Genomic DNA, 24,407 nt, shown 5'->3' with positions numbered 1-24,407 from the left:
TTATAGTGTTAATTGTAAACCAGCGGTTATTGTCCTTAAGGGTGGCAACACAAACAGATTCTGGCTTTCCGGATCTGCTCCTTTATATCCTGTCATGGTTAGTAAATTCTGACCATGAACGTATATACTCAGCTGTTGCAGTTTGAGCTTTTTCACCCATCGCTCCGCAAAGGCATAGGTCAGGGAAACATTTTTGAGCCTGATAAAAGATGCGTCACTAAATACAGCACTTGAAGCCGGTAAATAATTTCCCGCCGGCGCATAAGCAGAGCTGCTGCCGGAGGCTACGAAACGCTGAATATCTGCAAGGTCTCCAACAGCTTGCCACCGATCCAGTACAATAGTGGGCTGGTTGAAATAAAAGTAGCCCGGTATGAAGGTCGATTGGGTATATAAGTAGTTGTATCCGATCTGTTTTCTGAATTCCAGGAAAATGTCCAGCTTGATATTTTTATAGGAAAAGCTGTTTTGAAGGCCTCCATAGAAATCAGGCTGAATATTTCTTACCAGAATTCTATCAGAAGCGTCATATAAGCCATCGCCGTTCAAATCACGAAAGGAGTAGATTCCTGTTGATGGATCTACCCCAAGGTATTCGAGCACTCTTTTTGTCGAAAGTGGTTCGCCGATGATATAGGTATTGGCATAGCTGGAGCGATCGAGGCCACTGAATTTAACAAGTTTGTTTTTTGGAATGCTAATATTTGCATTAGAGGTCCATTTTAAAGCGCCACTCAGAAAGTTGGTACTTTCAAGACTGATTTCCAGGCCTGAATTCTGCACTACAGCATCGAAGTTTCTAAGAATCGAGGTAAAGCCTGTTTGTATTGGTAGCTGATAATTGATCAGCTGGTTTCCGCTATGGTTTACAAAGTATGCCGCGCTAAGCATGATCCGGTTTTTCAGCAGCCCTAGCTCTAGTGCCACTTCAGCTTTATGGTTTGTCTCCCAGGAAAAATCCGCATTATACAGGCTCGAAGGCTGGAGCCCTGCATTTCCCTGATAAGGCAAGCTGGAATTCGTCCAAGTATCCAGGAACTTATAATTCCCAATCTGGTCATTACCGGTTGTGCCGTAGCTGGCCCTTATCTTTCCGAAACTAAGCCAGGATAGTTTTTCCCTTATATAATCCTCTCCTGTAAATATCCATGCCGTTCCAAGGGCGCCAAAGTTTGCAAAACGCTTTCCCGGTCCGAATCTGCTTGATCCATCACGTCTTCCCGTCAGGTTGATGAGATACTTATCCGCAAAATTATAATTGATTCTTCCATAAATGGCCGTATAGCGGTAAGCGTAATCACTATTGCTTGTGGTAACATTCCCGGCTGCGGCTATTGAGGAAAGCAGGATATTATTCCTGTAATTCTGTGCGGATACACTCAAGGTGTTGCTGCTTGTATTCTGTAAGGTTCCCCCGGCAAGGATGTTCAATTTGCCCTTACCTGATGTATTGGTATATTCGAGCTGCGGCTCCACAATCCAGCTGCCTAAAAATGATCGGCCAAAGTTGGAATAAGGAAGTGTTCCTGAGTTTGGATTTATGGAACTTGAGGGATTAAGCGCCTGGTCATTACCAGATAAGCTATTGTACCCCAGGCTTACCTTTCCTTTTAGTCCGGCTAAGATTTCATATGCCATATTAACGCTTGTTGTCAGGTTACTGAACTTTCCGGTATATTGTCTGTTGGCTGCGGCCAAAGGGTTGGTAATTGCCCCGCCAAAAAAAGTGCCGCCCTCTTGCCAGTTCAGGTTGCCCGCATCATCGTATAATCGCATATTTGGTGGCATATTGATATAGGCCGTAAGATCGCCCGAACTCATCTTATTGCGGTCATATAAAAGCCCGCCATTAAAATCGAGGCTAAAGCGCTCGTCCGTTGAGCGATGATTCAGGCTAATCCGGCCTGATAGTTTATCGTCACGCTGTTCACCAGGAAATACAGAAGTCTCTCCATGGTAGCCCCCGGAGATCAGAAACCTGGTTTTCTCGGTCCCGCCGCTTATTGATGACTGCACATCGGTGGTTTTTGCATTTCCTCCAATCAGAATATCCTTAAAATTGGTATACCTGGTCTGGTTCCATAGCAGAAGATCCGGGGCGTTTGCATTCGTCAAAGCAAGCCCGTCGTTTTTAAAGCCTTCCTTGCGCATCTTAAGGTAATCTTCTGTTGCCAGCATATCCATTGTTCTGGTGATATGGCTATATCCATTATACACACTAACATTTAATTTGCTCTTACCTGCCAAACCTTTTTTTGTCGTGATCAGGATTACACCATTTGCTCCGCGGCTACCATATATTGATGTTGCATCAGCATCCTTTAATATTTCAACACTCTCAATTTCCGAAGGGTTGATTGTACTGAAGGGACTCAATCCGCTACTTCCTGTTGCATTGGTAACGGTGTTGATGGAATTGTTGCCTGGAGAAAAGGGAATGCCGTCGATAATAAATAACGGTTCAGAGCCTTGCATCAGCGATCCCTGGCCTCTGATCTGTACCTTCAGCCCAGCGCCATTGATGCCGCTATTTTGTGTGATGGCAAGTCCTGGTATCCTGCCTTGTAGTGCACTTAGCGGATTTGATACAGGTTGAAGCGCGATTTCTGAAGCACTTACCTTTCCGATAGCGCCAGTGTTCAGCTTTTTAGTCGTAGTGCCATAGGCGATCACCACCACATCATCCAGAGATCCTGCTGTCTCATTCAAGATGATCTCAAGTGTTAATTTTGGTCCATAGGGGATATTAACAGTCTGGTAACCGACGCTGCTTATCGTAAGCATGCCATCAGGTCTGGTATCCATAATGCTGAACTTTCCATCTTTGTCTGTGAGGGTTATGCTTTCTTTTTCGGAGACTCTTATGGTAGCATCAGGAATAGGTTTCCCTGCTTTATTCCTCACGGTACCGGAGAGTTTTATCGGAACAGTTTGTGCATCGGCCCAAAAATTTAGGCATAGCAAAGCCATTACGACTATGTTTATTGTTTTTTTCATGAAGTCGGTTAGTTAGTTAGGAAAAAGGCTTATAAAAAATCAAGGCAGGCTATTATCAAAGAACCATTAAATTCCCTGCCTTGACCATAAGGATTATTCAGGTGCACAGATCACCAAGGAAATAAGGTGATTAAAAAGATGTGTTGATTTAAAATTCATGCTCGTATGGGTTTATACGAGTCTTGTTTAGATTGCTAATACCTGTGGGGCCGCAAACCATCACCACTTAAAAGTTTCTGAGGCCTTATGTTGAAATGGAATTACAGCAGTCCCCACAGTTATTTTAATGCACAAATATAGCACATACAAAACAAGCTGTGGGTATTAATCTGCTGTCTTGCTTCAACGGCCTCAGATTTTGTGATTGCAAGACTCTTATTAATACCTAATTATAATAAACAAATATATTATTTTGACATCAAAAAACAAACAACTATTTAATTGTTGTCTCCAAAGTTATAATCTTTTTTGCTTTTAATGGACAATAAAGAATATACTTTGATTAAAAAGCAACTGATTTCCTTAATGGATCAATCAGACTTAACAATAAATGGCTTAGCAGAGGGAACAAATTTGTCATCAATGACTATCCGTAAAATATTATTGCAACAAACAAAACCTTCAGTTCAAACTTTAGAAAAAATAACTGCGTTTTTTGAAATTACAATATCACAGCTCTTTTCAGAAAAATTAATAAAAATCAAACGGATTGAAGATATTGAAGCTTTAAAGGATTTTTATGAAGACAATAAGTCAAATCCGGAATATTTTAATTCACGTTCAAAAGAGGGAATTGCTACTTATTTTTTAAGAAATGTATTAATAAAAGAACAGTATTTTTCAGAACCTAGACGAACAAAAGAGATTCACTTATTTATAAAAGAAAACCCAAAGTACTCCAAAAATTTAAATCCAAAAGTTATTGCTAAAATATTAGAGAGGATGTATAATGAAGGTATTTTAAAACGAATCGATAAAACAGGTAAAAAATCGGTGTTTTATTATAGTATTAATAGTTAAAATATCGATCAATAAAACACAAATTACATTAACGTTGCCTTTGATAAAGCATCCATAGGGGATGACGCGGTTGCTAACGCTTCCTTAATAATAATTACACTTAGGAGGTCACTAGCTAGCGATCCGATGAGTTTCGCGATATCCAGGATTCCTATTCCCTGGCAAATGCTTCAGTTGCCCCCGGAATGAGAGAGCTGCACTGGTCTATCCTTTTTGATTCCAAGCACCATTAATAACTCAAAGGACACAACCTGTTTAGTATTTCTTAATTGTCAACCTATTGGTATATTTCCCTAACCAATCTATGAAAAACAAAAAATTCATTATATTGAATCCGTTTATTATCTAAATCAAAACTAATCCTCTCCATATGGGCTTAACTACAGTACTTAACTACAGTAGCTGTATACAACATTACCATTCACAAAAGAAATCAAAGCATAAAAGATCTTGAAGTCCTAAGCGACTTCGATTTTGGATCTGACCTGATTGAACTGTTTCAAAAACTTCCTGCCCTTTTAAACGACGGTACAAATACTTTCGCCCTTTTTGAAGACAAAGTAAATCAGAAACGGCTCCGGATCAATACCGATGCATTCCAACCCTTTGGCAGATGTATAGATGGGGAACTGGAAACGGGAGACTATGGAGTTGAGTCTATCTTTATCGACGGAAAAGGAAAGGATAAAGGGACAATAGGCAAAGATGACTCGCCATTGATGCCTTTTTATTTTCTATGCGATATTCCAAAAAATGAAAAAAAAGGCTATATACTGCTTCAAAGATTCAAGCAGTTTGGTGTATTTACTTTATTTGTAAAAGCATTAAGAGGCGAGTTTATGAAAACGCACCCGGAATATACCATATCGTTTGACCCGATCACCTCCCACCGGGAATTTAACAGGATATTGGACGATGCCGAGATCAAAAAGGTAAGTTTTCAGTCTAGAGATTCACAGCAGTTCTCAAACGTATTCAGGTCTACCAATCCAAATGACGATTTTAATCCTGCAGATACATACCTTGAGGTAAACCTAGTTGCAAAAAGAAATAAAAAGATCAATCTGATGAATTCGGTGCGTAAAATTATATCCAGCGACAAGACAAAGGTTGATTCTTATTTTCAGGTTTCCGGACTCGCAAACGTGCCCCTAAAAGTGTATTTTAAAGCTAACGGCAGACCTTACGTACTTGATACCACCCATATGGACAACTTTAGTCCGGATATCGACATTTCTCATCTGGTAAAGATAAATAGCAAAGGCTTTCCCGAATTATCAGATATAAAAAAAGCATCGATAAAATTACTTTCGGACATCAAGGCCGAGCAAAACAACAAACGATGAAAAAAATCATAAAGGCTTTAGTTTATCTTTTCCTTTTCATTGGCCTTATACTGCTGGTCTCATTTATCCTAAAGGTCTGGAGCGACGGAAAAGTCGTTCCCTTTGGAAGGATCGATTTAGCTTACACAAAGCTTCTAGGAGAATCAGCTCAGGTACTAGCAATAACCTGGTCCATAATCGGCGTACTGTTGATCATTATGACCTTAAATATCCAGAAAGACCAGTTCTCAGATAACCAGAAGTTTATCGAAAAACAACAGTTTGAAACTACTTTCTTTAATATGCTCAATGTACTGCACAATATTAAGCTCTCGATGAAGAAGAAAGTGGTCATTGATACTATTACGGAATTATATGAAGGGCAAAATTTTATAGATTACGCACTTGGGGAGCTTGCCAAAGAATACGATAAATCCTATAATTTAATAGACCCGGATTCATCTCTTGGAACGATCTTCACTAAAATAAGACTTAATGAAAAAATTGAATCCTTGGAACAAGAGATCATTAGAGATGATTTCAATATCGCGTATATGAGTTTCTATAAAAACTTTCATTCCGAACTCGGCCATTATTTCAGGTACCTTTATAATCTGCTCCAGTTTACGTTAAAAAACCGAAAACCTGCTAATGACCATTTGAATTACATCAACCTCATTCAGGCGCAGTTATCCAATAACGAGCTGGCTTTGATCTATTATAACGTACTGAGCGACAAAGGACTAAATAGAAGCAAAACCTTCAATTTCTACAATCTATTGGATGAATATAATTTCTTCGAAAACATAGACGAAAATTCACTCATCAAACGCGCTCACCACGTACTCTATCCGAAGACAAAATTTAAATTCCTGAATATTGATGAAATCAAAACGTATCATTCTTAAAGATTAGATGGTATTCAATTCAACTTTATCTTTCCACTTTAAAAACCCTTCTTCAGTTTCCGAACTAACTCCGTCGTGCTCTATTGAAGAAAATGAAAACCCAGTCATCTTGTTTTCCTGCCTATACTTCCGTTTATATGGTTCTCTTCCGTTCTGTTTGATAAAAGCAATAGCGCCTTCTACTTCTTTTAATTGCTGTTCTGTACTCCCCTCTTTGCTATCAAAGCTCCAGATATAGGTAGCATTCGTATTTAACAGCTCCCAGACAAAATGGTTGTTAAAGCCGCCCCTGACAAAAAATACAAATCCAAAACTGGGGGCCAATGTAAACCTAAGCTTTACATCTTTCGACTGCCTAACACCTGATAAATAATCCAATTGCTTGTGGTTTCTCGTCTCCGTTTTTTTGATCAACAATTGTAATATATCTTCCTCCTGTTGCAAGAAAACGTTACCCGCTGCATCACCGGTCTCATTGAAAACCTCCATTGCGGTAAACAGAGACCTGTCCCGCTCTGGGCCTCCCAAAGACTTTGTGAGCGCTACAGTCCGTTGCTCCCTTACCCGATCAATGAGCTCTTGATTGATCATACTAATTTCAGCAGATTCAGCGCTCAGCCCGGTAACTTTTCCGTCAGTTTGGATAATCACCGCATTCACTATAAACTTCTTCGTTTTGAACCATTTTCCAAACCAGGATTTGATGTGATCGAACTCGGCACGAAGGTGGTTGTTTACGATTTGAAAATTCAAAGACTGACTAATTTCCTTTGTTTTCTTGCTAAACTTCACCAAGCCATCTGAAAACTGTGCATCCTTGAAGTCAACAGAAAAAGTGATTTGATGTTCCTTTATTTGTGGCAGATGACCGAAAGACATATCATTCTCTTTGCTTAAATGTTCTCCATTATCTGTAAAAGACTGCCGGGATGCCCCCTTAAAGAAACTCGATTCGGAGTCTGGAAAATCATGCCTACCTGGATATAAATTGTATAGCATATCCTGCATGCCCATTTTGTGATAGCTTGAGAGCAAACGCTCTAACCTGTTCCAATCAAATCTTTCAAAGACAATCTTAGAAATTTCCCTGGTTGACTTCTGACGCTCAAAGCTGGATATGTCGATAGAAGAATAGCCTATTACCTGAATGTGCCAACACCTCGAGTCTTCCATGTACCCCAAGAGTTCTACTTCCCAGAAAACATCCCGGTGTGAACGTAGTTTACAATGTCGATAGGGAAAATTTGTCTGGATTAAGGGAATAGTTGTATTTGGACTTAAATAGACATTCTCATTATCTATCTTAATGGTCAGTCGTTTCATCTTAGATCATTTTTACCCAAACAATATGCTAATTATCTTTTGAACGTATTGATCCAACGCTTGTTTTCATACAACGTTGAGCGGTTGATCCTACTATCCGGATTGCCCCTTAAACCTTTAAGGTAGCCCTTAATCGTTTTGTAGATCGGTTCCGGCATTTGCTGACTTATCGTTATTTTCTGTATGACATCTAACGGAATGTTTATCTCAAAAAAAGTATCCTCATTATTCGATTCCACAATGATGCGGTACTCTTCTTCACATCGATACGGCCAGCGCTTAGTAAATGGGATATCATCTAGATCTATTACCGCGTCTTTACGCTCTACATCTGCAAGTTTCTTATAGGTTACTTTTTTATGGTAAAGGTTTGGAATGGACTCCAGAATAGGAAATAGTTTTTTGGCATCAAACTCTATCAGACAGCCACTGGTGCCATTAGAAAATGTCTTCCAATGGTGTATGGTCTCATCTCCCATGGACAGGCAGACAGCAAAAAGGTTTTTTAACCCCTTTCTCCTTTTGTATTCCAAAATGATTTCCGAATCATTCCTATCATCCCATAGCTTCGGATCAAGAAGGGTAAGTTTCTTTCTGTCCAATAGATCCAATAAAATTGGAAGCGTGGTAAACCTGTTCAGCTTTTTAATGCTATCCTGCTTCATAAAGTTCAATGTTTGTTTGATAAGTGGTTAGAAAACTGCTACAGTGTTTCTAGCGTGCTTCATAAAGCGAAATGTATCTGGAGCATATCTGCCAAATGGTAACAGATAAAAGGCTGAAATCTGAGCAATTAATCTAACCGAAACTAACAAATACATTTTGATTATGCAAGAGATGGCTCTATTTAACTCGCAAACTTTATCCATTCGAATCCAAAAATATACCATAAATCACTTATGCTTGAGAAAGTATTAATATAAACACTTTATTTAATGACGCCATTTTTAACCTAGAAAAGAGCTGTCTCTCGTCTTTGCTCAATCCTGTAAGCTAGAATTACGATTTGTGTATTTTGAATTAAACTCGCTATATATGTATAATATTAAATGTGCATGCATAAACTGAGCTTAGTCAGCAGCGGGGTTTTGCGGAGGAATTGTTTTTTTTTTGTAAATCAAAACGAGTTGTTCAGGGTCCATTTCTGCGCCATTTAAGTCCCACCAAGATAAAAATTCTTCAATTTCTACGTCGGGCTCATAAACCTGACCATCTCTTTGAGTGAACTCCAGAAGGTTATTCTCGACTTTACATAGTAAGCCATAATGAGTCATCTTGCTTCCTTTCTGAAGAAATACAAATTGAGCTACGGCATCCTCAATCTTTAATCTGCTGATAATAGCATCTAGCTTCGGCGTAATTTCAAAATTAATACCTTTCCCAAGTAACTTACTAAATTCAACAATTTCATCTTTGTCGATTTTGCAGGTGGCAGGCCAATTTTCTATTTCATTTTTAAGATTGTATTTGACGCAATAGGTAACATCGAGATATTCAGACATGAACAATGACATATTCACTTGGTTGGTTCCTTGGATGGAATCATCTTTAATTCCCTCTTTGATCTCATGGTCAGATAACTTAATATTAAAATGATTGAGAATTTCTATGGCACTGATGGTACCACAGATTCCTTCAACTGCGGCAGCCCTATTGCAAACATCAGCCCTTTGCTCGAGCGTTATCCCTAAATCATAGTCCTGGATTGTATTTTTCACTTTGATCGTCATAACGTAAAAGTAAGCATACAATGGATTTCTATGCAGAATCTTTGACCACTTTTGCCATATTTAATGATTCGACTGTATTAAGTTTTGAAAAACATTGGTAAATGTTTTAGGATAACAAATCCTTAAAATTACTATATATTTTCTTTTTTATTTCCAGCTCATTAATGCCATAGATAGTGGCCAGCCCTGAAACAGTAATTTCCAGTGATTTCCTGCGGGAATCAACCTGTTCATCGAATGTAAAAGGTGAATCGGTTTCGGTCAATATATTTCTCAATGGAATCTCTTTGATGAGCAATATTGCTCTTTTACTTCTCAACATTTTATGGTTAACGGAGAAATAGTAACCGTAGCCTATCGCCTGCATTAGCACATCAATATTTCCGGTATACCAATGCATGATGATCTTACAATTAGTTTTGGATAAATATTGATGCAACAGCTCAACGGTCTCTTTGGCTGCATTTCTGCTATGTACCGTTAATATCTTATCCCCGTACTTACCTATCTCGCCAAGTATTGCTTTAAAGTTACTTAATTGCTGGGGATATTGTTCCTTGAAGTCCTGCGAACCATCCAGCCCTATTTCTCCAATAAATCTTGAATCTGCAAGAAGTTCCGTTATCAGTGGCAGATGAACTTTTTGCTGAACGGCTAGCTCAGGATGAAGGCCTAATGCCACCCGGATGTTTTTGGCTGTTTTGAACAGGTTCAGATTGGGTAGGTAAAACATTGGACTATTGGTGACTGTGATTGTTTTGATACCAGTCAAATCTTCATCCCCCGCAAGTCTTTGGATTCCTTTCACCAGATCAAGGTGACAATGGGTATCAATCAAGGGCACGTTGCTCATATCACCACGCCACTCAACAGGTTCTCCACCTCCTTCAACCCCCTTTTATAAATGGAAACATAATCGTCAACATTCTTGCCCAATGGACCTGTTGCACGAATAAGGCCTTTGATATATACCGGGTTTTGACTATTTTTTTCTACCATATATTTAAAGGCTACAATATTATCCTTTTTTGTTTTGGTATCCAACTGCGCCGCATCAAAAATATCGGTCCTGTAATCCTTAACCTCAGTTTTCCCGGCCGCCTTGAACGAGGCCAATCGGATGATACAGGGTACGCAGGTTCCGCAATGACCGTTGCCCTTGCCCTGAAAACGGCCAGAGGGATGACTACAGGACATGGTTCTTGTTTTTTCGACAAGAGAAGGGTCAGCACATTCCCTTAACATTTCGCCTTTCGTTTTGAACTGATAAGGATTGTGAAGCCTAACCCCTAAGGTCAATTTATCCAGCAGGGATTGCATCAGCTCCAGGTAGTGCGGATGGGTTGTCCGGGTGCTGTGTGAACCTGTACGCATCGGTGTTAATGGAAGATTGAGGCTGATCAAACCGTTTTCCGGGATGATCAGTGTAGAGGGCATGCCCGGATTAAGCGCAGATGCGCAGATCGAGCCCAATGTCAGAAACAAAAATGATCTTCCGCGTTCGGTCTTTTCTTCCTGTCCGAACAGGTTTTTCTTTGGGATTCTGACAAAGGCATATAGGCGCTTAAAGCTCAAAGTGGGAAAAGCATTGGTGAGCGCCTGTTCACAGAATCTCTGGTTGGGCGAAACGTCGGAGGATTTTGCATGTCCCAGAAACAAAGGCTGGATACCTTTGGACAAAAGATCAATGCCGCCGATGAAGCTGTCCATACCGCCTGAAAACAGACAGACCGTATCAGTCTGGTATGGCATGCCAAATTTTTTAAGCCTGCTTATCGGTGTTATTGCAGACATCCCGCTACGCTCGCGAAAACTGATGTTCCATAGGTCACCGCTGAGAAACCCAAATATTTTCTTTAATAGCGGCACCTGTTCATTCCATACTGTGACATCACTTACCGGGATAAACAGGTCTATTCGCCTTGTCCAACTGTCGTCTGCGGTTTTAAGGCGATCAATCCTAGTGTCAGCACCGTACATGGCACAGGCAACCACCAATAGATCCATTGCTAGTTCATTGGGTTCAAGCTTGAGCTGCTTCATGCCCATGAAAAGTTTACTCAGTTTTACCTCATCCCTGCTGCCATTGCACAATATCTTGAGGTCGGCCACCTGACCATAGTCGGCAGCGTTTATGGTAACACCGGCATCGGCATTGCCAAGTTTAACGATCATCGCAAATTTTGCCATTTCTTAATTTTCTAAGGTTCCAGCTATGCAGTCAAATGCAATCCTGTAAATGTTTTCAATTTTCTTTTCAAGTTCTTCTTTATTGCCCCGATGGGTAGCAATGATTTCAGGCATGATCTGTACCCGGACCAATCCACTGACAATCTGGTAGACGTTCTCTTCTATATCGATGATCTCCGAACTCAGCTTGTCTTTCTTGAATAGGGTCTGTCCGATATCGCAGATCACGCGTGTGGCGATGGTTTCTTCGATAAATATTGCGGTCATCACTTCAATATTTTCATTGGAAAGGCTTCCAAGATCAATCTGTTCATCCTCCGCAATCCGGATAATGGTTTGTGAGTAAGCGAGTTTGTTGATGCTGTCGTCCTGGATGTTGGCATAGGGGCTATCCTCATCAAAGATCACATCCGTGAATGCTCCTAAGACTTCCAGCAGAGGCCTATCCTGATATTCAGTAAGGTTAAATAAAACAAGTGCGTTGCCCAGATTCTCCCTAACGGTATCCAACAGGTTTACAAAGCCAGAAACTCTGGCAGCGGCAGGACGCATTCGTTTGGAAAAGGTGCCCGGACCTCCGCCCGATTTGTTCACATAACTCCTGAATGCGTCACGTAAAGCGCCGCTATTGCCATTGGAAGAATCCTTAACGTAAGAACTAAACCTGTTTCTGGCTTCTGCAAACCTGTTTTCCGCTTTCTCGGGCTGTGGTTGTTCAGGAATTTCCGGGGCATCAGGATTGTCTGGTTGGGGATTGTCATTTGGCTGGAGCGATGGCTCCGGCCCGTTTTGATCGTTTATCCAATCAGGTATTAGTGGCGTGGCCGGTCGTGGCCCGGTGCCCTGTTTTGAAGTTCCCATAAATCTATTTTAAGGACGGAGATTGCCCGGCCAGGGTTTTAAGTGCGCCTGTCGCCTGGACTTTCCAGGTTTCTAACAACTCGTTAAATCTTTCTTTGGCAGCAGTGGTAATAAAGTTCGATTCTGTGATTGCCCAGGGGCCTAAACTGGTTGCTGGTCTGGTCGCAAGAAAATCAAGAAACTTGATCTCTAAGTTCGGAAAGATCTTGATCACTCGATAAAGTCCCTTGACCTCATTAGGCTGGGAGGTCAGCCGTTCCAGTTTCTTGGCGTTTTCTATGAGCTTATCGAAGATAAGGTTGGCATCCTGTTGGCCAATCTGCTGCAGTTCTCTTTCTGCCGCATTTAACTCCATTAATGATCCCGTACCTAGTTGCTTAAGCATAGAAACTACTGTTTGGGACAGCAGATTCTCTTTATCAAAGGAAATGGCTTTCTCTTTGGAAATAAAGATATAGGGCCTGAGGTCTTCATCTTTGAGTGAAGGTTCTAGCTTGTTCCATTTCACCATTGCAGGATTCAGTGCTGTATCATCCAGTTCTGCATCTTCAAAAACCGCCGCTTCCGAATACTTGCCATCTTCCGCCCCGGAGACCTGGTTGACCAGCTCCTGATATCTTTCGTCGTTGAAAATCTCCAGCAGCATGAGTTTAGATAGAACATCCAGCCGGATCAAATCTTTCAGGCCATGAATCGCCCCTATCTTCATTCTAAGAAAAAGAGAATTGAGGAAGCGTTTGGTATTCCGGGGGTTACCTTTCAGGCCGGTTGACAGCACTGGATATAAGGTGTCGCCGACAAGTAAGGTCTTGCGCAACTGTTCTGATGCTCCGCCAAAGGCTTCTTTGACAATGTCGTAGGTAAGTTCAACGCTTTCATAGGGCAATTTTTTCTTTGATTCATATACTCCATAGATCCGTTCCATCTCTTCCATGTTATTGCCGAGATGGTTCTGCAGCATCAGGAACTTAATATAGTTTCCGGTCTGTAGCTTGTTCATTAATGGAACCCTGATGGGAATCTGGATAAGTTTCTCCAGATAGTTTCGGGTATAGTCTTTATAATCCGAGGGAAGATTCGGAAAATGGTCCCTTACGGCATATTCGATCATGCGCTCATCTGCCGAGATTACGAACACTGTGCCCTCCACAAACAGGAATAACCGAATGGCTTCAAGAATTTCAATAACGGCTTTGGGAAGGCAGCGGTCAAGATCATCCACCAGTATGATCAGCTGTTCGATTTGTGAGGTCTCGATGAGCTCCTTGAACTCTTTTCGGAAGGCATGGATTTGACTCGGTACAGTCTGTTCCTCCTCTTCCTTAAGCCATGCATCATCGCCTGAATCTTTCGCATAACCAGATACCCCAATTTTTTCACCCACACCTTTAACAAAACTTACGGCCTCTCCGACAAGGCCGGGATGGGGGATTCCAGTCATGCCGGTCCAGAGTACCCCTGCGGATACTTTTGCTACCTTCAGCCAGTTGATTCTTTTGAGCAGCGATTTGGTTAATGTTTTGATCTTTTCAACATTTGGCTGGAGTCGGGCAAGATCGGTTACGATGGTTTCCATCAGGGCCGACTTGGTGTCCTCATATCCCTGAAAAAGCCATCCATTGAACATAATGGTATGGATTTTTTTTTGTTCCTGCTTATCAAGTTTTTTAACCTTCTTCTGCAACAGGGCCAGTATTGAGGATTTGCCTACCCCCCAGTCCCCATACACACCAATTGTAAGCGGCCTCAAATGATTGTCCTTTACGATTTCATATATGGTCTCAGCTATCTTTTCATAGCCCAGGAGATCTACATCAGTTTCTTTGTCGTTCCACATATCTCTTGATATTTCTTATAATCCGGCCCGCGGTCGTGCCTGTCTTATTTTTGTGCAATGTAAAATAGATCTCAGCTGAATTTTTACGGAAACCCGTAATCAGCCAATAAATGTAAAATTTAGTTAAAGTGCAATAAAGTCTTGATTGCGAAAGTTCACTGTAAAGAAATCTTTTTAATCCTTATCACTATTGCGAATAATCAGATTTTGTTTAATGTTTGGATATATATCCTTTATATAGATTACGATTGGATAGAAAAGATTGAGGCGGTTCGGCAAAAGTCAAATTTGATTGCATAAAGCAGCCGCCTGGGAGGTGAATGAAATTGTTCATTATGTTTGAGTCCATTAATTTTTCAAAAAATTACGGAAAAGAATTTTAAAAAAAGAAAAATGGATATTTTATTTAAAATCTCCATCATCTCAGGTTTTGCAGAGTTTCCAGACCAAGATGGATAATGTTTTATTACCAACCGAATGTCAAAGACCAATTGTTGTTGATTAAAATTCATGAGGAAAAGAATGGAAATTGAAACTAAGCAGGAGGTGACGACAATAAGTTTAAAAATCAAGATAAATCATTATTATGATGAGTCTCAATTCTTATCAAAGAAAACATTAAATTGCGTTAAAATTACTTATGTCTAGATCAATCTCTCAAGGTTTCGATTTTTTAATTAATTCGATTAAACCCTTAAATTCGGAACATGAAAAAGCTGCATCTCATAAAGATTCGGTAAAACGATGCTTAGAAAATAATTTTGGTTGCTCATATTTCTTTGAAACAGGATCATTTGGAAATGGAACCGGTGTTAGACATCATAGCGATACCGACTATTTTGCTAGATGTCCCGGTGGAAACTTTTACTTAGATTCATCAAAGACATTAAGAATTGTCAAAGAAGCTCTCCAACGAACATTCCCCAGAACCCCTGGGATTGAGGTAAAAAGTCCTGCAGTTAGAATACCCTTTGGCAAATATGCATCTGAAAGACTAGAATTAACGCCTGCTTATTATAATGCTTTAATTGAAACCCCTGTTGGCAAAAGACATGCCTACAATATTCCGAGCCATGATGGTGGGTGGATGAAATCCAGTCCTACTGCCCATATTGCTTATGTAAATCGAGAGGATCTACGATTAGGTGGGAAATTAAAACCGTTAATTCAACTAATAAAAGCTTGGAAGTTTTACAACGAAATCCCCATCTACTCATTTTATCTTGAATTACGGGTAACAAAATATGCCGAGTTGGAAAATTCAATAATATTTGATATCGATATAAAAAATATTATAAAATTTCTTTACGAAAATGATTTGCCTCGTATACAAGATCCAATGGGCATTTCAGGTTATGTTAACCCTTGCAAGAGCCCTGCAAAAAAAGATATAGCACTTTCAAAGCTGAAAACTGGCTATGGTCGTGTTATAAAGGCCTATAATGAACGGGATGGAAATGTGGATAATGCCTTTTATTGGTGGAACTTATTTTATAATGGGAAATTCCCAAGCAGATAGTAAATGGAAAGAATAAGAATTGTACCGTTCAAGATAAACTTTGAACAGGTAAAAACGATTGATAAATATTTAAATTGGTTCCTTTATCTAATTCTAATCTTGGGAGTAATTGTACTCACATTATCGCAAGTATTTCAAGTTGGCGAAAAAGAGAGCTATTCAGAAAATTTGAATTATGTAATTGGGATTTTTTCTCTTTTTTATTTTATCGGTGATTTGTTAAAAAAATTTTTACTTCAACTTGCTGAGCAGCGAAGAAGAAAAGATTTCATTGATAACAGTCTCAACACCAATTTGGCAGATTCTCGATCTGAAGGATACTATTCTAACGAAGAGTTCGAACCAGGAGTATACAAGATGGGCATCAACTGTTTTGAAAACTCTTTTTTCTCGATGACAATTTCGGGCAAAATGATTAAATCCTTACTAATAAAAAGTTTGCTAATAATCCTATTGTTCACGCTTTTAGTTATGGTTACTGATAAAATTACAGTTGCAACATTTTTGCAATTTGCATTACCATATACTATCTTTCAGCAAACTATTGTTGTTATAATATATTACTTTCAGGTTCAATCCATATTTAACTATTTCAAGCTTTTATTTAGTTCTGCACAACAGGAAAAACGAAACCTTTTACTCATACACAATGTAATCAATTACGAATCTACGATTTCGTGGGCAGGTATCATATTGGACGATAAATTATTCAAGAATCTAAATGAAATGCTTTCTGCGAAATGGGAAGAGATAAAAGTCGATCATGGCATTACTTGATTATTTCTATGGTATAAGAAACCTTCCTAATGTATTTCAGTCCTGTGCAAAATAATATTATTTCTTGTTCGGGTTAAGAAAAATTCATCTTTAGACATCAAAAGCTTAATTATTAATTTTCCGAACATCGAATTGTTTAGATTATCTTGAGAATCATAAGAAAAACGATTGGGGTTCTTCACCAGTGCATTTCTTAATATTTCTTCCAAGATTTCTATTTTCAATGAAGACTTTTTCCTAAGCGAAACAACTATAACTTCTTCATCTAAGTCGTGAATTATTAAATCTTCATTGTAAACAGAAATTAATTCAGTAATTTGTTTTAGAACTTCCTCGTATAAATTTGCATCTAAATAATCAGATCTTCTTAATATTGTTAAAAGTCGGTTAAGATATAATGAGAGTTCTCCTTTTTGGGCAGCATCTTTATGAACATAAAATTCCGGGTCGCTACTGAATTCTATTGCTTGGTTCCAGACATTAATCCAGTTTTTATTCTGTTTATAAAGCGTATAATCATCTTTTATACTTGAAGAACGATCAATTAAATAATTTGCACAGAAGAATTCTTGAAAGAATACATGCGAAAAACTCCACTGTCCATTCATAATATTTAACAAGCCTGTCGTTTCCTTTATTTCCCCTAAAATTTCAGTCATATCTATCCCTTCTAACTTCATAGGTTTTATCCCATCTGCTTCTTTAACAGAAAATTTATACTTATGATTTGTATGAAGAAAGTAAGATAGACGACTTAAAAAACTTTTGGTCAAAGAGGAATTTAAATTTTGATACCTATTAATATTTCTATTTAAGTCCCAATTATCAGTTAAATGATTTACAACTTCTTGGACGAGTAAAGTCAAATTATTGGGGAAAACTTTTTTTGTGAGAAATACGCCAATTGATAAACTGAGTAGCAAGGGATTTGATAGTAGAGACAATAAAGACTTATTTTCGCTAATAGTATTATAAAATTGTTTACTTGCATATCTGTCATCAATTAACCTATGGCAATATTCAAGTATCTGACTTTGTGAGAACGGCTCTATCCTGATTTTCTCAAATTTTTTCAGTTCCTTTGACTTCAAGGCGGATATATCTCTCGATGAAATGTAGATTCGATAGCTTTTTTTCTGTACCTCAAGAAAATCTATCCACTGCATAAATTTTGGTACATGTCTATGTTCTATTTCGTCCAACCCATCAAATAAAAACAGAAACCTACCTTCCCGCTCAGTTGAAACAGCGTATGCAGGATCGATTTGAGAATACAGTGAGGTAAAATACTTGTGTATGTTATTCGCATGAGAATCAAAATTCAAATCTCTCAATTGGATGTATACTGGCAAAAGGGTGCCATTGCCATTCTTTTCATTTATTTTAAGAAGTTCAAAGGTTAATTTTCTCATTAATGAAGTCTTTCCTGAACCCGGCCCACCCAATATCAGTAACCGGCTGTAAGTACTAAGCTTTTTATAACTTAAAAGATCTGGAACTAAGCTTGAACTAAACTTTAGAAATGGTGTAATATAATGATTATCAAGATGGGTAAAAAGTGTATGATAAAAATTTTCGGATTTCTTAGTCTGCATTAAATATGCTTCAACCCAGTCTTTACTTGGCTTTGAAATGGACTTATCAAGATATTGTAAGGGTATTCCATCTGGATCGACTTCTATAAAAGAGGTATCATCTATATCTTTGTTAGGCGATAAAATTTTTGCACCTCCATAAAATGCTCCTGCGAGAACTACGTCAGCTACCGTAAAATGAAAATGTCGTGCAAACATCTGATCATACTGTTCAGATTCGCTTTCATCAAATACAATTTGATTATCAAAATTTGGATGTTGCTGAAATACCCCATCCTTAATCTCAAGCGGCAGAAAGTGTCTCATACTTTTTAGGATTTTAATTCAGTAATGTGAGCATCATAGAATTTCATCCAAATCTCTTCACACCCACAGTTTGTCATATTCATTCTCGTTTTTTGAATAATGTCGTCAACTTCGTGTATTGGATTTTTTTTTAATAATTGTGTCTTGAATGTGCTGATTCTCTTTAAATGCCCCATACCTGAAAAAAGCGGAATATATTCTTTCTGTATAAGTTTCAGTGACTCATCAGTATAATCGTATCCACGGTTCATGAATTTAAAAAATCTCAACAGTACACTCGCTTTATTGTAAACAGGGTGTTCCGCGGTCAAATCCTTTACAATATGAATAATTTTATTTTTTGAATCAACTATCCCTCTGCCAGACGGATCTATATAAAATTTATTTATGGGATCATAATAGACAGAATTGCAAGCGAAATCTCTAATCTTGTAATCTCGATTTAAATCTGAGCCAAACGTTGCGGAGGTAGTCCCCGGAGCAAAAAGAAAGAAATTCTTCAAATCAATACTCGGATCATATTTGTCCTTACAAGCAACACTAATGAAGCCATTCTGTGGTGATCGACTATAATTTCGGTCGCCATACATCGATTCTATTAATGGTATGATCAATTTAAAAGGCATACTAGTAACCAAGTCAACATCATTTGCCGTATTACCATTGATAACATCTCTGACAGTACCACCCACTAAATATATTTCATATCCTCTTGACCAAACTTCTGTTATCAAATCCATATAAGTTGGACCTGGTGGAATTCTTGTCTCCAGAATATTGTTGAATGCCTCAACTTCTGGAACTGATGCCTCTATTGTCAACCCTGAAGCTTGGAATTGCTCCCAATTGGCAGATTGCCTTTTTAAAGGATTTTTTGGCCTAACCTTTAGGTAGTCATTGATAAAAGTCGTGTTTCCGAATTGATTTTTGATAAGAAGTTCATCGGAAAGGCCATATCCAATAAACTCGCCTTCCATTTTAGTAAGGCCAGTATACGTTACAACCATTTCACCCGGTCTTGGGGTAATGCAATCAGGTAATTTCATTTTAGAGCGTTATAAAGAATCAAATTTAATTGATATGATTCAATTTTTTAAATATAGAAATTAATGGTAATAAAATACAAAATGATCTTGTTTTACCTAATATCATTTTTGAGTGCTGACGGAATATATTTATCCTTATTTGAAATATATTTTAGTATTACAATTTTCATTTTATCTAAAACCGTGTATAGCTAAGATTCTTTCTCCTTCCAATTGAAATAAATTTTCAGCAGGCAACACCAGATCTATAAGTGGAAAATGACAGACGGGTGCTTAGCACTAAATTAGGTATTATGCAAGCCAAAAAGGAAGGCCGTTGTACATGAAAGCACCTCTTGAATAGATTAATAGAATTATGAAAATGAGAGAAAAATATATAATACCAAAAGTGCCGCAGAAAAGATAATGCGATGGGTTCGCAAATGTAACTTTTCTAAAAACAGCGAGTTACGAGCAAAAAAAATGCGACAAAATCATTAAAAAATGTCTTTGTTCCATAGGGGAAGCTAATAGTCTCGAGCCTTCTAAGATGCTTCGTCTTGCTGCTTTCTTGGAGGTTGGTCTTTCAGCTATCAATTAATCTGTTGAGACAAATGAATTATAGACTCTTTTCCTTAATTCAATTCATTTTTGTAAATTTGCTTTGTAATATTTGAGTCCGAAAACAGTCATTTTGACAGTTAGTGAGTCGGATTTATGTTTTTCAAGTATTTGATAGTCAGAAAGTTATTTAAATAAAACTTGTTCTGGTTTCGTCGGGACCACAAAACGTTAAGCCTTTGGATAAAATCTAAAGGCTTTATTATTTTATTTCCCGCACCTGACTCCTTTAAAACCTTCCTCTAACAAAATATTTAACTTCCCAAAATAGGTTTTTAATATCTAATTAAAAATTACTGCAATTTCTACCAATTTAGTCTGTCTATATTTACAGTTTTATTAGAATAACGGTGAATTTTTGGTGGTATTAAGCATTAATTTAAGCTTTTTGTTGAAATTATAGGTTAATATCATTTGTTTTACTACATGAATGATGTTAGATTTGATAATCAACAATTCCTAAGAGAAACCAAATAAAAGAAATTGGCAACTACAATATTCAGGTCTGCAATTGCAAAACATTCGATATTTTGGATATTATACTGGCTATACGAAATAGCCATCGTTTTGGTATTGGATGCCACAAAGCTTTTATGGCAGGAAACCATTTTAATGGCTATTTTAAACACTTCTGTATTTTATTCCAGTGCTTATTGGGTAATGCCACAAAGAGGAAAGCAGATTTCATATTTTAAATCGATTAACAAGATTCTTTTAGTGCTGTGTAGCTATTTGGCTTTTAAAACAGGAATAACTGTATTATTGTTACATCTCAATATAGTAGAACATACAAACTTATATGAGAACTCTTTCGCCTATATTATATCGGCAATATGGCGGAGCAGTTACTTTATTTTTCTTGGAATAGCATTTTGGTTTTCCCGGATGTCGATTTTAAGTGAGCAGGAATTAAGAAAAAAGGAGGTAGAAGAGCAAAAATTAAAGATGAGTATTCTGGATATGAAAATCGCATACTTTAAATCGCGAATCAACCCACATGTACTTTTTAACGCGCTAAACTTCTTATATTCTGAATCGCTTGATTTATCTAAAGAACTTTCAAAAGGAATACTAACACTGTCAGAAATCCTGCGATATTCTTTAAGGGATATCGAAGATGATGGAAAATCGTTGTTGGTTGAAGAGATTGCGCAGATCAAAAATTTGATTCTTTTAAACCAGTTCAGGTTTGGAAAGGAAATCCATTTTGTACATCAGGAAAAAGGAGTTACCAAAACACATAAAATAGTACCGCTAATTTTAATAACACTTGTAGAAAATGCCTTAAAGTTTGGTGAAATGACAGATGAACACAACCCCATTAAGCTTAACATTGAGGTAAATAACGGGAAGTTGCTTGTCTGTTTAGAAAACAAGAAAAAAACGGAAACTTTACTAAGTGTTGAAGGATATGGAATTGGCCTTAAATTTATAACTTACCAACTTGACCGATATTATCAAAAAGATTACCTCCTAAAAATCGATGATAAAGAAGAGTTTTATACTGTTAAACTGGAAATAAATATTTAACATAAACAATGTCCCACCATGATAAAATGTTTAATTGTTGATGATGAGCCTCACGCCATAGAAGTACTCAGGAAATTTTGCCAGCGAACGCCATACCTCGAAATTGCTGGTACTTTTAATAATGCCATCGAACCGATAGCACTCATCGAAAGTGAAAAAATAGACCTGATTTTTTTGGATATCAATATGCCCAATTTTACCGGTTTAGATTTTGTGAAGAGTTTTGGCAATAAAGTGAATATTGTTTTAACAAGTGCATATTCTAATTATGCAATAAACGCATTTGATAACGATGTGATAGATTACCTGTTAAAACCTTTTTCTTTCGAAAGATTCCTGATCGCCACACAAAAGGTAATCAATCGGTTATCAAAGCCAGTTGCAGCTGTAGAACATGCCAAACCTGAAAAAAGCGAGCATATCTTTGTAAAAACGGATAAAAGTAAAATTGTAAAAATCAATTACGACGAAATCGTTTATATTGAAGGGCTTAAAAATTATATTTCCCTTTATTTAACAGGTAACAGAAGGGTGATTACACTTTTGAATATGAAAACACTCGAAGAAAAACTCCAGTTACATGGGGTGTTGAGGGTTCATAAATCCTACCTGATTGCTCTTGATAAAATCATTTCATTAGATGGTGGCGTGGTTAATTTATCTGGGGCCGAAAAACCTATCCCGATAGGAAGTACTTTCCGTACTTCGTTCCTGGACAGTTTAAAAGGAAGGATGTTAACATAAAGACTATTTGATGATCCGATCCATATCTTTTTTATTTACAATATTTTTAAGTACATATTCTTTGGCCCAATCTGTTTCTGCACCAAGAGCCTATTTAAATTCGGCTTTGGCATTAATGAAATCGCATTCCATTCGCAAGAACGAACTTAACTGGACTTCTATTTATGAATTTGCTTACAAACAATCTGAAAAATGTACTACTATAACTGAATTATACCCGGTTATAGATAGCACTTTAACCATGTTGAATGATCAGCATTCTAGTTTCTATGCGCCCGAAAAAGTAGCAGGATTATTCAAGGGGTATAAGGCAAATGGTGAAGAACCACCAGTGGTAAGCGCGAAAACCATCAAAAATGGATATGGCTATTTAAAGGTTCCACATTTCTATTTTGCCAATAACGAAGAATGGGAAGAATTTGTGGCAGATGCTTACCATAAGATAAAAAAGCTGGATGGTTTAAAGCCAAAAGGCTGGATAATTGATTTACGTGATAATGACGGAGGAATGCTCGCGCCTATTTTAGGTGCAATAGCGCCATTTATTGAGGGATCGAAATCCATAGGGATAAAAGATGCGGATGGTACCATTAAACATTATTACTATTCGGCAAATGCTGTTAAATATGGCGATTCGGTTGTTTATCAGTTTAAAACACCCTTAATTAAACTCAGTAGTAAAACAAAGCCTGTTGTAGTGCTGATCAATAATCACACAGGTAGTTCGGGAGAGTTTGCTGCAGCAGCCTTTATAGGAAGGCCAGATACAAAACTTATGGGGTCAAAAACCAATGGTTTAACCTCTTCCAATACAGAGTTCAAGCTTGCTGATGGAGCCTATCTTGTAATTACCAATGGTACATTGGTAGATCGTAACAACTACGAGTACAAGGAAGTTGGCGCGGGAATAAAGCCGAACATCGAAATACCAAAAAAGGACCTGAATACCGACAAAATATTTGATATGGCAATAAAAGCAATGAAGTAGTTAGGCATATTTTAGCACTACTTTACCCATTCGGTTTTTATCGTTAAACGCCATTTCTATAAATGGACCTAAATTATCCAGTTGATAAATGTTTTCGATATTTACTTTTATCCTGCCGCTCTTTAAATCTTCAATTCCGTTTAAAAGATCTCTTGTATTGCCCAGGCAGTTGCCTATTAACTGCACATTTTTCATAATCATGTGGGCAAGCAGATAACCAAGAGATGCGCTACCCGGCTGATTTAAGGCTATAAATTCGGGCTTTTGTTTATATAAGCCACAGGTAATATACTTTCCGTTTACATTAACAAAAGGAAGTAATTTTTCAAAAAATACATCCGAAAATGGATCAAACACAACATCAAAACCATTATTTAATCCATTTGATTTTCTGAACGCTGTTTCAAGGTCTTCAAGTTGGTTGTATAAAACCACCTCGTTTCCTTCTTTTTTCAATGCATCAAATGTATTCAGACTACTTGTAAGGATTGTAGGCAAATATCCTTTCATTCTAAGTGCTTCAATAATAAATAGGGAGGTGTTAGAACTTCCCGAAGTAACCAATATCCTGCTGTTCTTCTTTAATTTTGCCTTTCTGATCATAGCGTAAGAGGTTTGAAGCCCTATAGATATGGAGGCAGCGACTTCATCACTTAAACCATCATCAATTTTGATTAATTTATCTTCAAGCAGAAATTCATAAGCCATCGAAGCCCGGTTTGAGGGGATACCTTTGCGCGAAACACCCCGCAATGGTTTAATAAAATAATCGCAATTTGGAATTACCCTGTCCCCTACCTTAATCGATCGTACTTTTTTACCTACTCCTACAACTTCAGCAACAAAATCAGACCCAAAAAAATGATGGCCCGATGGAGATTGTTTTAAATTGTTGTTAAGCGTAAATAACATAGATAAATCTCTGAAATTTATGGATATTGCTTTTTTTGAAACGAGAACCTTATAATCTCCAAGTTTATCTTCATCATCAGGAATTGGTTTCGGTGTTTTTAATATCCCGAAATTGAAAGGTTGATGATGAATCAGGGTCGAATACTTAAATCCAAGCCGTTCTGGGCCATTTGGAGGGAATAATGCAAGTGATTTCATA

At 37.8% G+C, this 24,407-nt stretch carries 19 protein-coding genes; 8 read left to right on the top strand and 11 right to left on the bottom strand.

Annotated elements, in window-relative coordinates; all coding sequences use genetic code 11:
- A complete protein-coding gene (locus U859_RS0100775; protein ID WP_025141540.1) occupies positions 1–2,997 on the bottom strand; it encodes a SusC/RagA family TonB-linked outer membrane protein in 2,997 nt (998 codons plus the stop codon).
- Positions 2,998–3,474: 477 nt separating this feature from the next.
- Between U859_RS0100775 and U859_RS0100770 the strand changes: the two genes are divergently transcribed.
- From U859_RS0100770 to U859_RS30815, 3 genes are all read left to right on the top strand, one after another.
- On the top strand, positions 3,475–4,017 hold the full coding sequence (locus tag U859_RS0100770; protein WP_025141539.1) for a helix-turn-helix domain-containing protein: 543 nt from the start codon (positions 3,475–3,477) through the stop codon (positions 4,015–4,017).
- An 839-nt stretch (positions 4,018–4,856) separates the two neighbouring features.
- Positions 4,857–5,363: a hypothetical protein gene (locus tag U859_RS0100765; protein WP_162799827.1), complete on the top strand. Its 507-nt coding sequence runs from the start codon at positions 4,857–4,859 to the stop codon at positions 5,361–5,363.
- A complete protein-coding gene (locus U859_RS30815) occupies positions 5,360–6,250 on the top strand; it encodes a putative phage abortive infection protein (protein ID WP_025141537.1) in 891 nt (296 codons plus the stop codon). Before U859_RS0100765 ends, U859_RS30815 begins: the two co-directional genes overlap by 4 nt.
- A 3-nt stretch (positions 6,251–6,253) precedes the next feature.
- Here U859_RS30815 and U859_RS0100755 read toward each other — a convergent pair whose 3' ends face one another.
- From U859_RS0100755 to U859_RS0100725, 7 genes are all read right to left on the bottom strand, one after another.
- Complete coding sequence (locus tag U859_RS0100755) at positions 6,254–7,573, bottom strand: hypothetical protein (protein WP_025141536.1); 1,320 nt, start codon at positions 7,571–7,573, stop codon at positions 6,254–6,256.
- A gap of 32 nt (positions 7,574–7,605) precedes the next feature.
- Positions 7,606–8,238, bottom strand: a complete 633-nt coding sequence (locus tag U859_RS0100750) for a hypothetical protein (RefSeq protein ID WP_025141535.1) — start codon at positions 8,236–8,238, stop codon at positions 7,606–7,608.
- Between the two features lie 405 nt (positions 8,239–8,643).
- The gene (locus U859_RS0100745; protein ID WP_025141534.1) at positions 8,644–9,303 is read right to left on the bottom strand and encodes a hypothetical protein; all 660 of its coding nucleotides are present in this window, start codon (positions 9,301–9,303) and stop codon (positions 8,644–8,646) included.
- 106 nt (positions 9,304–9,409) lie between these two features.
- The gene (gene qatD, locus U859_RS0100740) at positions 9,410–10,141 is read right to left on the bottom strand and encodes a Qat anti-phage system TatD family nuclease QatD (protein ID WP_162799826.1); all 732 of its coding nucleotides are present in this window, start codon (positions 10,139–10,141) and stop codon (positions 9,410–9,412) included.
- Positions 10,142–10,152: 11 nt separating this feature from the next.
- Positions 10,153–11,493 carry a Qat anti-phage system QueC-like protein QatC gene (qatC, locus tag U859_RS0100735; protein WP_025141532.1) on the bottom strand — a complete coding sequence of 447 codons (1,341 nt, stop codon included), beginning with the start codon at positions 11,491–11,493 and terminating at the stop codon, positions 10,153–10,155.
- 3 nt (positions 11,494–11,496) lie between these two features.
- Entirely contained in the window at positions 11,497–12,354 is an 858-nt protein-coding gene (locus U859_RS0100730) for a hypothetical protein (protein WP_025141531.1), read from the bottom strand.
- A 4-nt stretch (positions 12,355–12,358) separates the two neighbouring features.
- Positions 12,359–14,191 carry a P-loop NTPase fold protein gene (locus U859_RS0100725; protein ID WP_025141530.1) on the bottom strand — a complete coding sequence of 611 codons (1,833 nt, stop codon included), beginning with the start codon at positions 14,189–14,191 and terminating at the stop codon, positions 12,359–12,361.
- Positions 14,192–14,831: 640 nt separating this feature from the next.
- Here U859_RS0100725 and U859_RS0100715 point away from each other — a divergent pair.
- Both U859_RS0100715 and U859_RS0100710 read left to right on the top strand, forming a co-directional pair.
- Positions 14,832–15,710: a nucleotidyltransferase gene (locus U859_RS0100715; protein WP_025141529.1), complete on the top strand. Its 879-nt coding sequence runs from the start codon at positions 14,832–14,834 to the stop codon at positions 15,708–15,710.
- 3 nt (positions 15,711–15,713) lie between these two features.
- A complete protein-coding gene (locus U859_RS0100710) occupies positions 15,714–16,487 on the top strand; it encodes a hypothetical protein (RefSeq protein WP_025141528.1) in 774 nt (257 codons plus the stop codon).
- A gap of 26 nt (positions 16,488–16,513) precedes the next feature.
- On the opposite strand, the gene U859_RS0100705 is transcribed toward U859_RS0100710, so the two are convergent.
- Both U859_RS0100705 and U859_RS0100700 read right to left on the bottom strand, forming a co-directional pair.
- Positions 16,514–18,388, bottom strand: coding sequence for an NACHT domain-containing protein (locus U859_RS0100705; RefSeq protein WP_025141527.1), 1,875 nt, complete (start codon positions 18,386–18,388; stop codon positions 16,514–16,516).
- Between the two features lie 5 nt (positions 18,389–18,393).
- Complete coding sequence (locus U859_RS0100700; protein WP_025141526.1) at positions 18,394–19,434, bottom strand: hypothetical protein; 1,041 nt, start codon at positions 19,432–19,434, stop codon at positions 18,394–18,396.
- A gap of 1,083 nt (positions 19,435–20,517) precedes the next feature.
- Between U859_RS0100700 and U859_RS0100695 the strand changes: the two genes are divergently transcribed.
- The 3 genes from U859_RS0100695 to U859_RS0100685 are packed head-to-tail and all read left to right on the top strand — an operon-like array spanning position 20,518 to position 23,296.
- Positions 20,518–21,564: a sensor histidine kinase gene (locus U859_RS0100695; RefSeq protein WP_162799825.1), complete on the top strand. Its 1,047-nt coding sequence runs from the start codon at positions 20,518–20,520 to the stop codon at positions 21,562–21,564.
- Positions 21,565–21,582: 18 nt separating this feature from the next.
- Complete coding sequence (locus U859_RS0100690) at positions 21,583–22,308, top strand: LytR/AlgR family response regulator transcription factor (RefSeq protein ID WP_025141524.1); 726 nt, start codon at positions 21,583–21,585, stop codon at positions 22,306–22,308.
- Between the two features lie 10 nt (positions 22,309–22,318).
- Positions 22,319–23,296 (top strand): S41 family peptidase, encoded by a 978-nt coding sequence (locus tag U859_RS0100685; RefSeq protein WP_025141523.1) that lies wholly within the window; start codon positions 22,319–22,321, stop codon positions 23,294–23,296.
- Here the strand turns inward: U859_RS0100685 and U859_RS0100680 are convergent, their stop codons facing one another.
- Positions 23,297–24,406 carry a zinc-binding alcohol dehydrogenase family protein gene (locus U859_RS0100680; RefSeq protein WP_025141522.1) on the bottom strand — a complete coding sequence of 370 codons (1,110 nt, stop codon included), beginning with the start codon at positions 24,404–24,406 and terminating at the stop codon, positions 23,297–23,299.
- Position 24,407 lies beyond the last annotated feature (1 nt).

Origin of the sequence: Pedobacter jeongneungensis (assembly GCF_000633455.1) — a bacterium.
In the GTDB taxonomy this organism is placed as follows: Bacteria; Bacteroidota; Bacteroidia; order Sphingobacteriales; family Sphingobacteriaceae; genus Pedobacter; species Pedobacter jeongneungensis_A.
Note: the sequence above shows the minus strand (reverse complement) of the source record. Positions and strands in the feature narration are given on the sequence as shown.

What these genes read in the sequence shown, in the direction of transcription:
- U859_RS0100775 (WP_025141540.1), bottom strand. Translation starts at nt 2,997, where the DNA reads ATGAAAAAAACAATAAACATAGTCGTAATGGCTTTGCTATGCCTAAAT.
- U859_RS0100770 (WP_025141539.1), top strand. Translation starts at nt 3,475, where the DNA reads ATGGACAATAAAGAATATACTTTGATTAAAAAGCAACTGATTTCCTTA.
- U859_RS0100765 (WP_162799827.1), top strand. Translation starts at nt 4,857, where the DNA reads ATGAAAACGCACCCGGAATATACCATATCGTTTGACCCGATCACCTCC.
- U859_RS30815 (WP_025141537.1), top strand. Translation starts at nt 5,360, where the DNA reads ATGAAAAAAATCATAAAGGCTTTAGTTTATCTTTTCCTTTTCATTGGC.
- U859_RS0100755 (WP_025141536.1), bottom strand. Translation starts at nt 7,573, where the DNA reads ATGAAACGACTGACCATTAAGATAGATAATGAGAATGTCTATTTAAGT.
- U859_RS0100750 (WP_025141535.1), bottom strand. Translation starts at nt 8,238, where the DNA reads ATGAAGCAGGATAGCATTAAAAAGCTGAACAGGTTTACCACGCTTCCA.
- U859_RS0100745 (WP_025141534.1), bottom strand. Translation starts at nt 9,303, where the DNA reads ATGACGATCAAAGTGAAAAATACAATCCAGGACTATGATTTAGGGATA.
- qatC (WP_025141532.1), bottom strand. Translation starts at nt 11,493, where the DNA reads ATGGCAAAATTTGCGATGATCGTTAAACTTGGCAATGCCGATGCCGGT.
- U859_RS0100730 (WP_025141531.1), bottom strand. Translation starts at nt 12,354, where the DNA reads ATGGGAACTTCAAAACAGGGCACCGGGCCACGACCGGCCACGCCACTA.
- U859_RS0100725 (WP_025141530.1), bottom strand. Translation starts at nt 14,191, where the DNA reads ATGTGGAACGACAAAGAAACTGATGTAGATCTCCTGGGCTATGAAAAG.
- U859_RS0100715 (WP_025141529.1), top strand. Translation starts at nt 14,832, where the DNA reads ATGTCTAGATCAATCTCTCAAGGTTTCGATTTTTTAATTAATTCGATT.
- U859_RS0100710 (WP_025141528.1), top strand. Translation starts at nt 15,714, where the DNA reads ATGGAAAGAATAAGAATTGTACCGTTCAAGATAAACTTTGAACAGGTA.
- U859_RS0100705 (WP_025141527.1), bottom strand. Translation starts at nt 18,388, where the DNA reads ATGAGACACTTTCTGCCGCTTGAGATTAAGGATGGGGTATTTCAGCAA.
- U859_RS0100700 (WP_025141526.1), bottom strand. Translation starts at nt 19,434, where the DNA reads ATGAAATTACCTGATTGCATTACCCCAAGACCGGGTGAAATGGTTGTA.
- U859_RS0100690 (WP_025141524.1), top strand. Translation starts at nt 21,583, where the DNA reads ATGATAAAATGTTTAATTGTTGATGATGAGCCTCACGCCATAGAAGTA.
- U859_RS0100685 (WP_025141523.1), top strand. Translation starts at nt 22,319, where the DNA reads ATGATCCGATCCATATCTTTTTTATTTACAATATTTTTAAGTACATAT.
- U859_RS0100680 (WP_025141522.1), bottom strand. Translation starts at nt 24,406, where the DNA reads ATGAAATCACTTGCATTATTCCCTCCAAATGGCCCAGAACGGCTTGGA.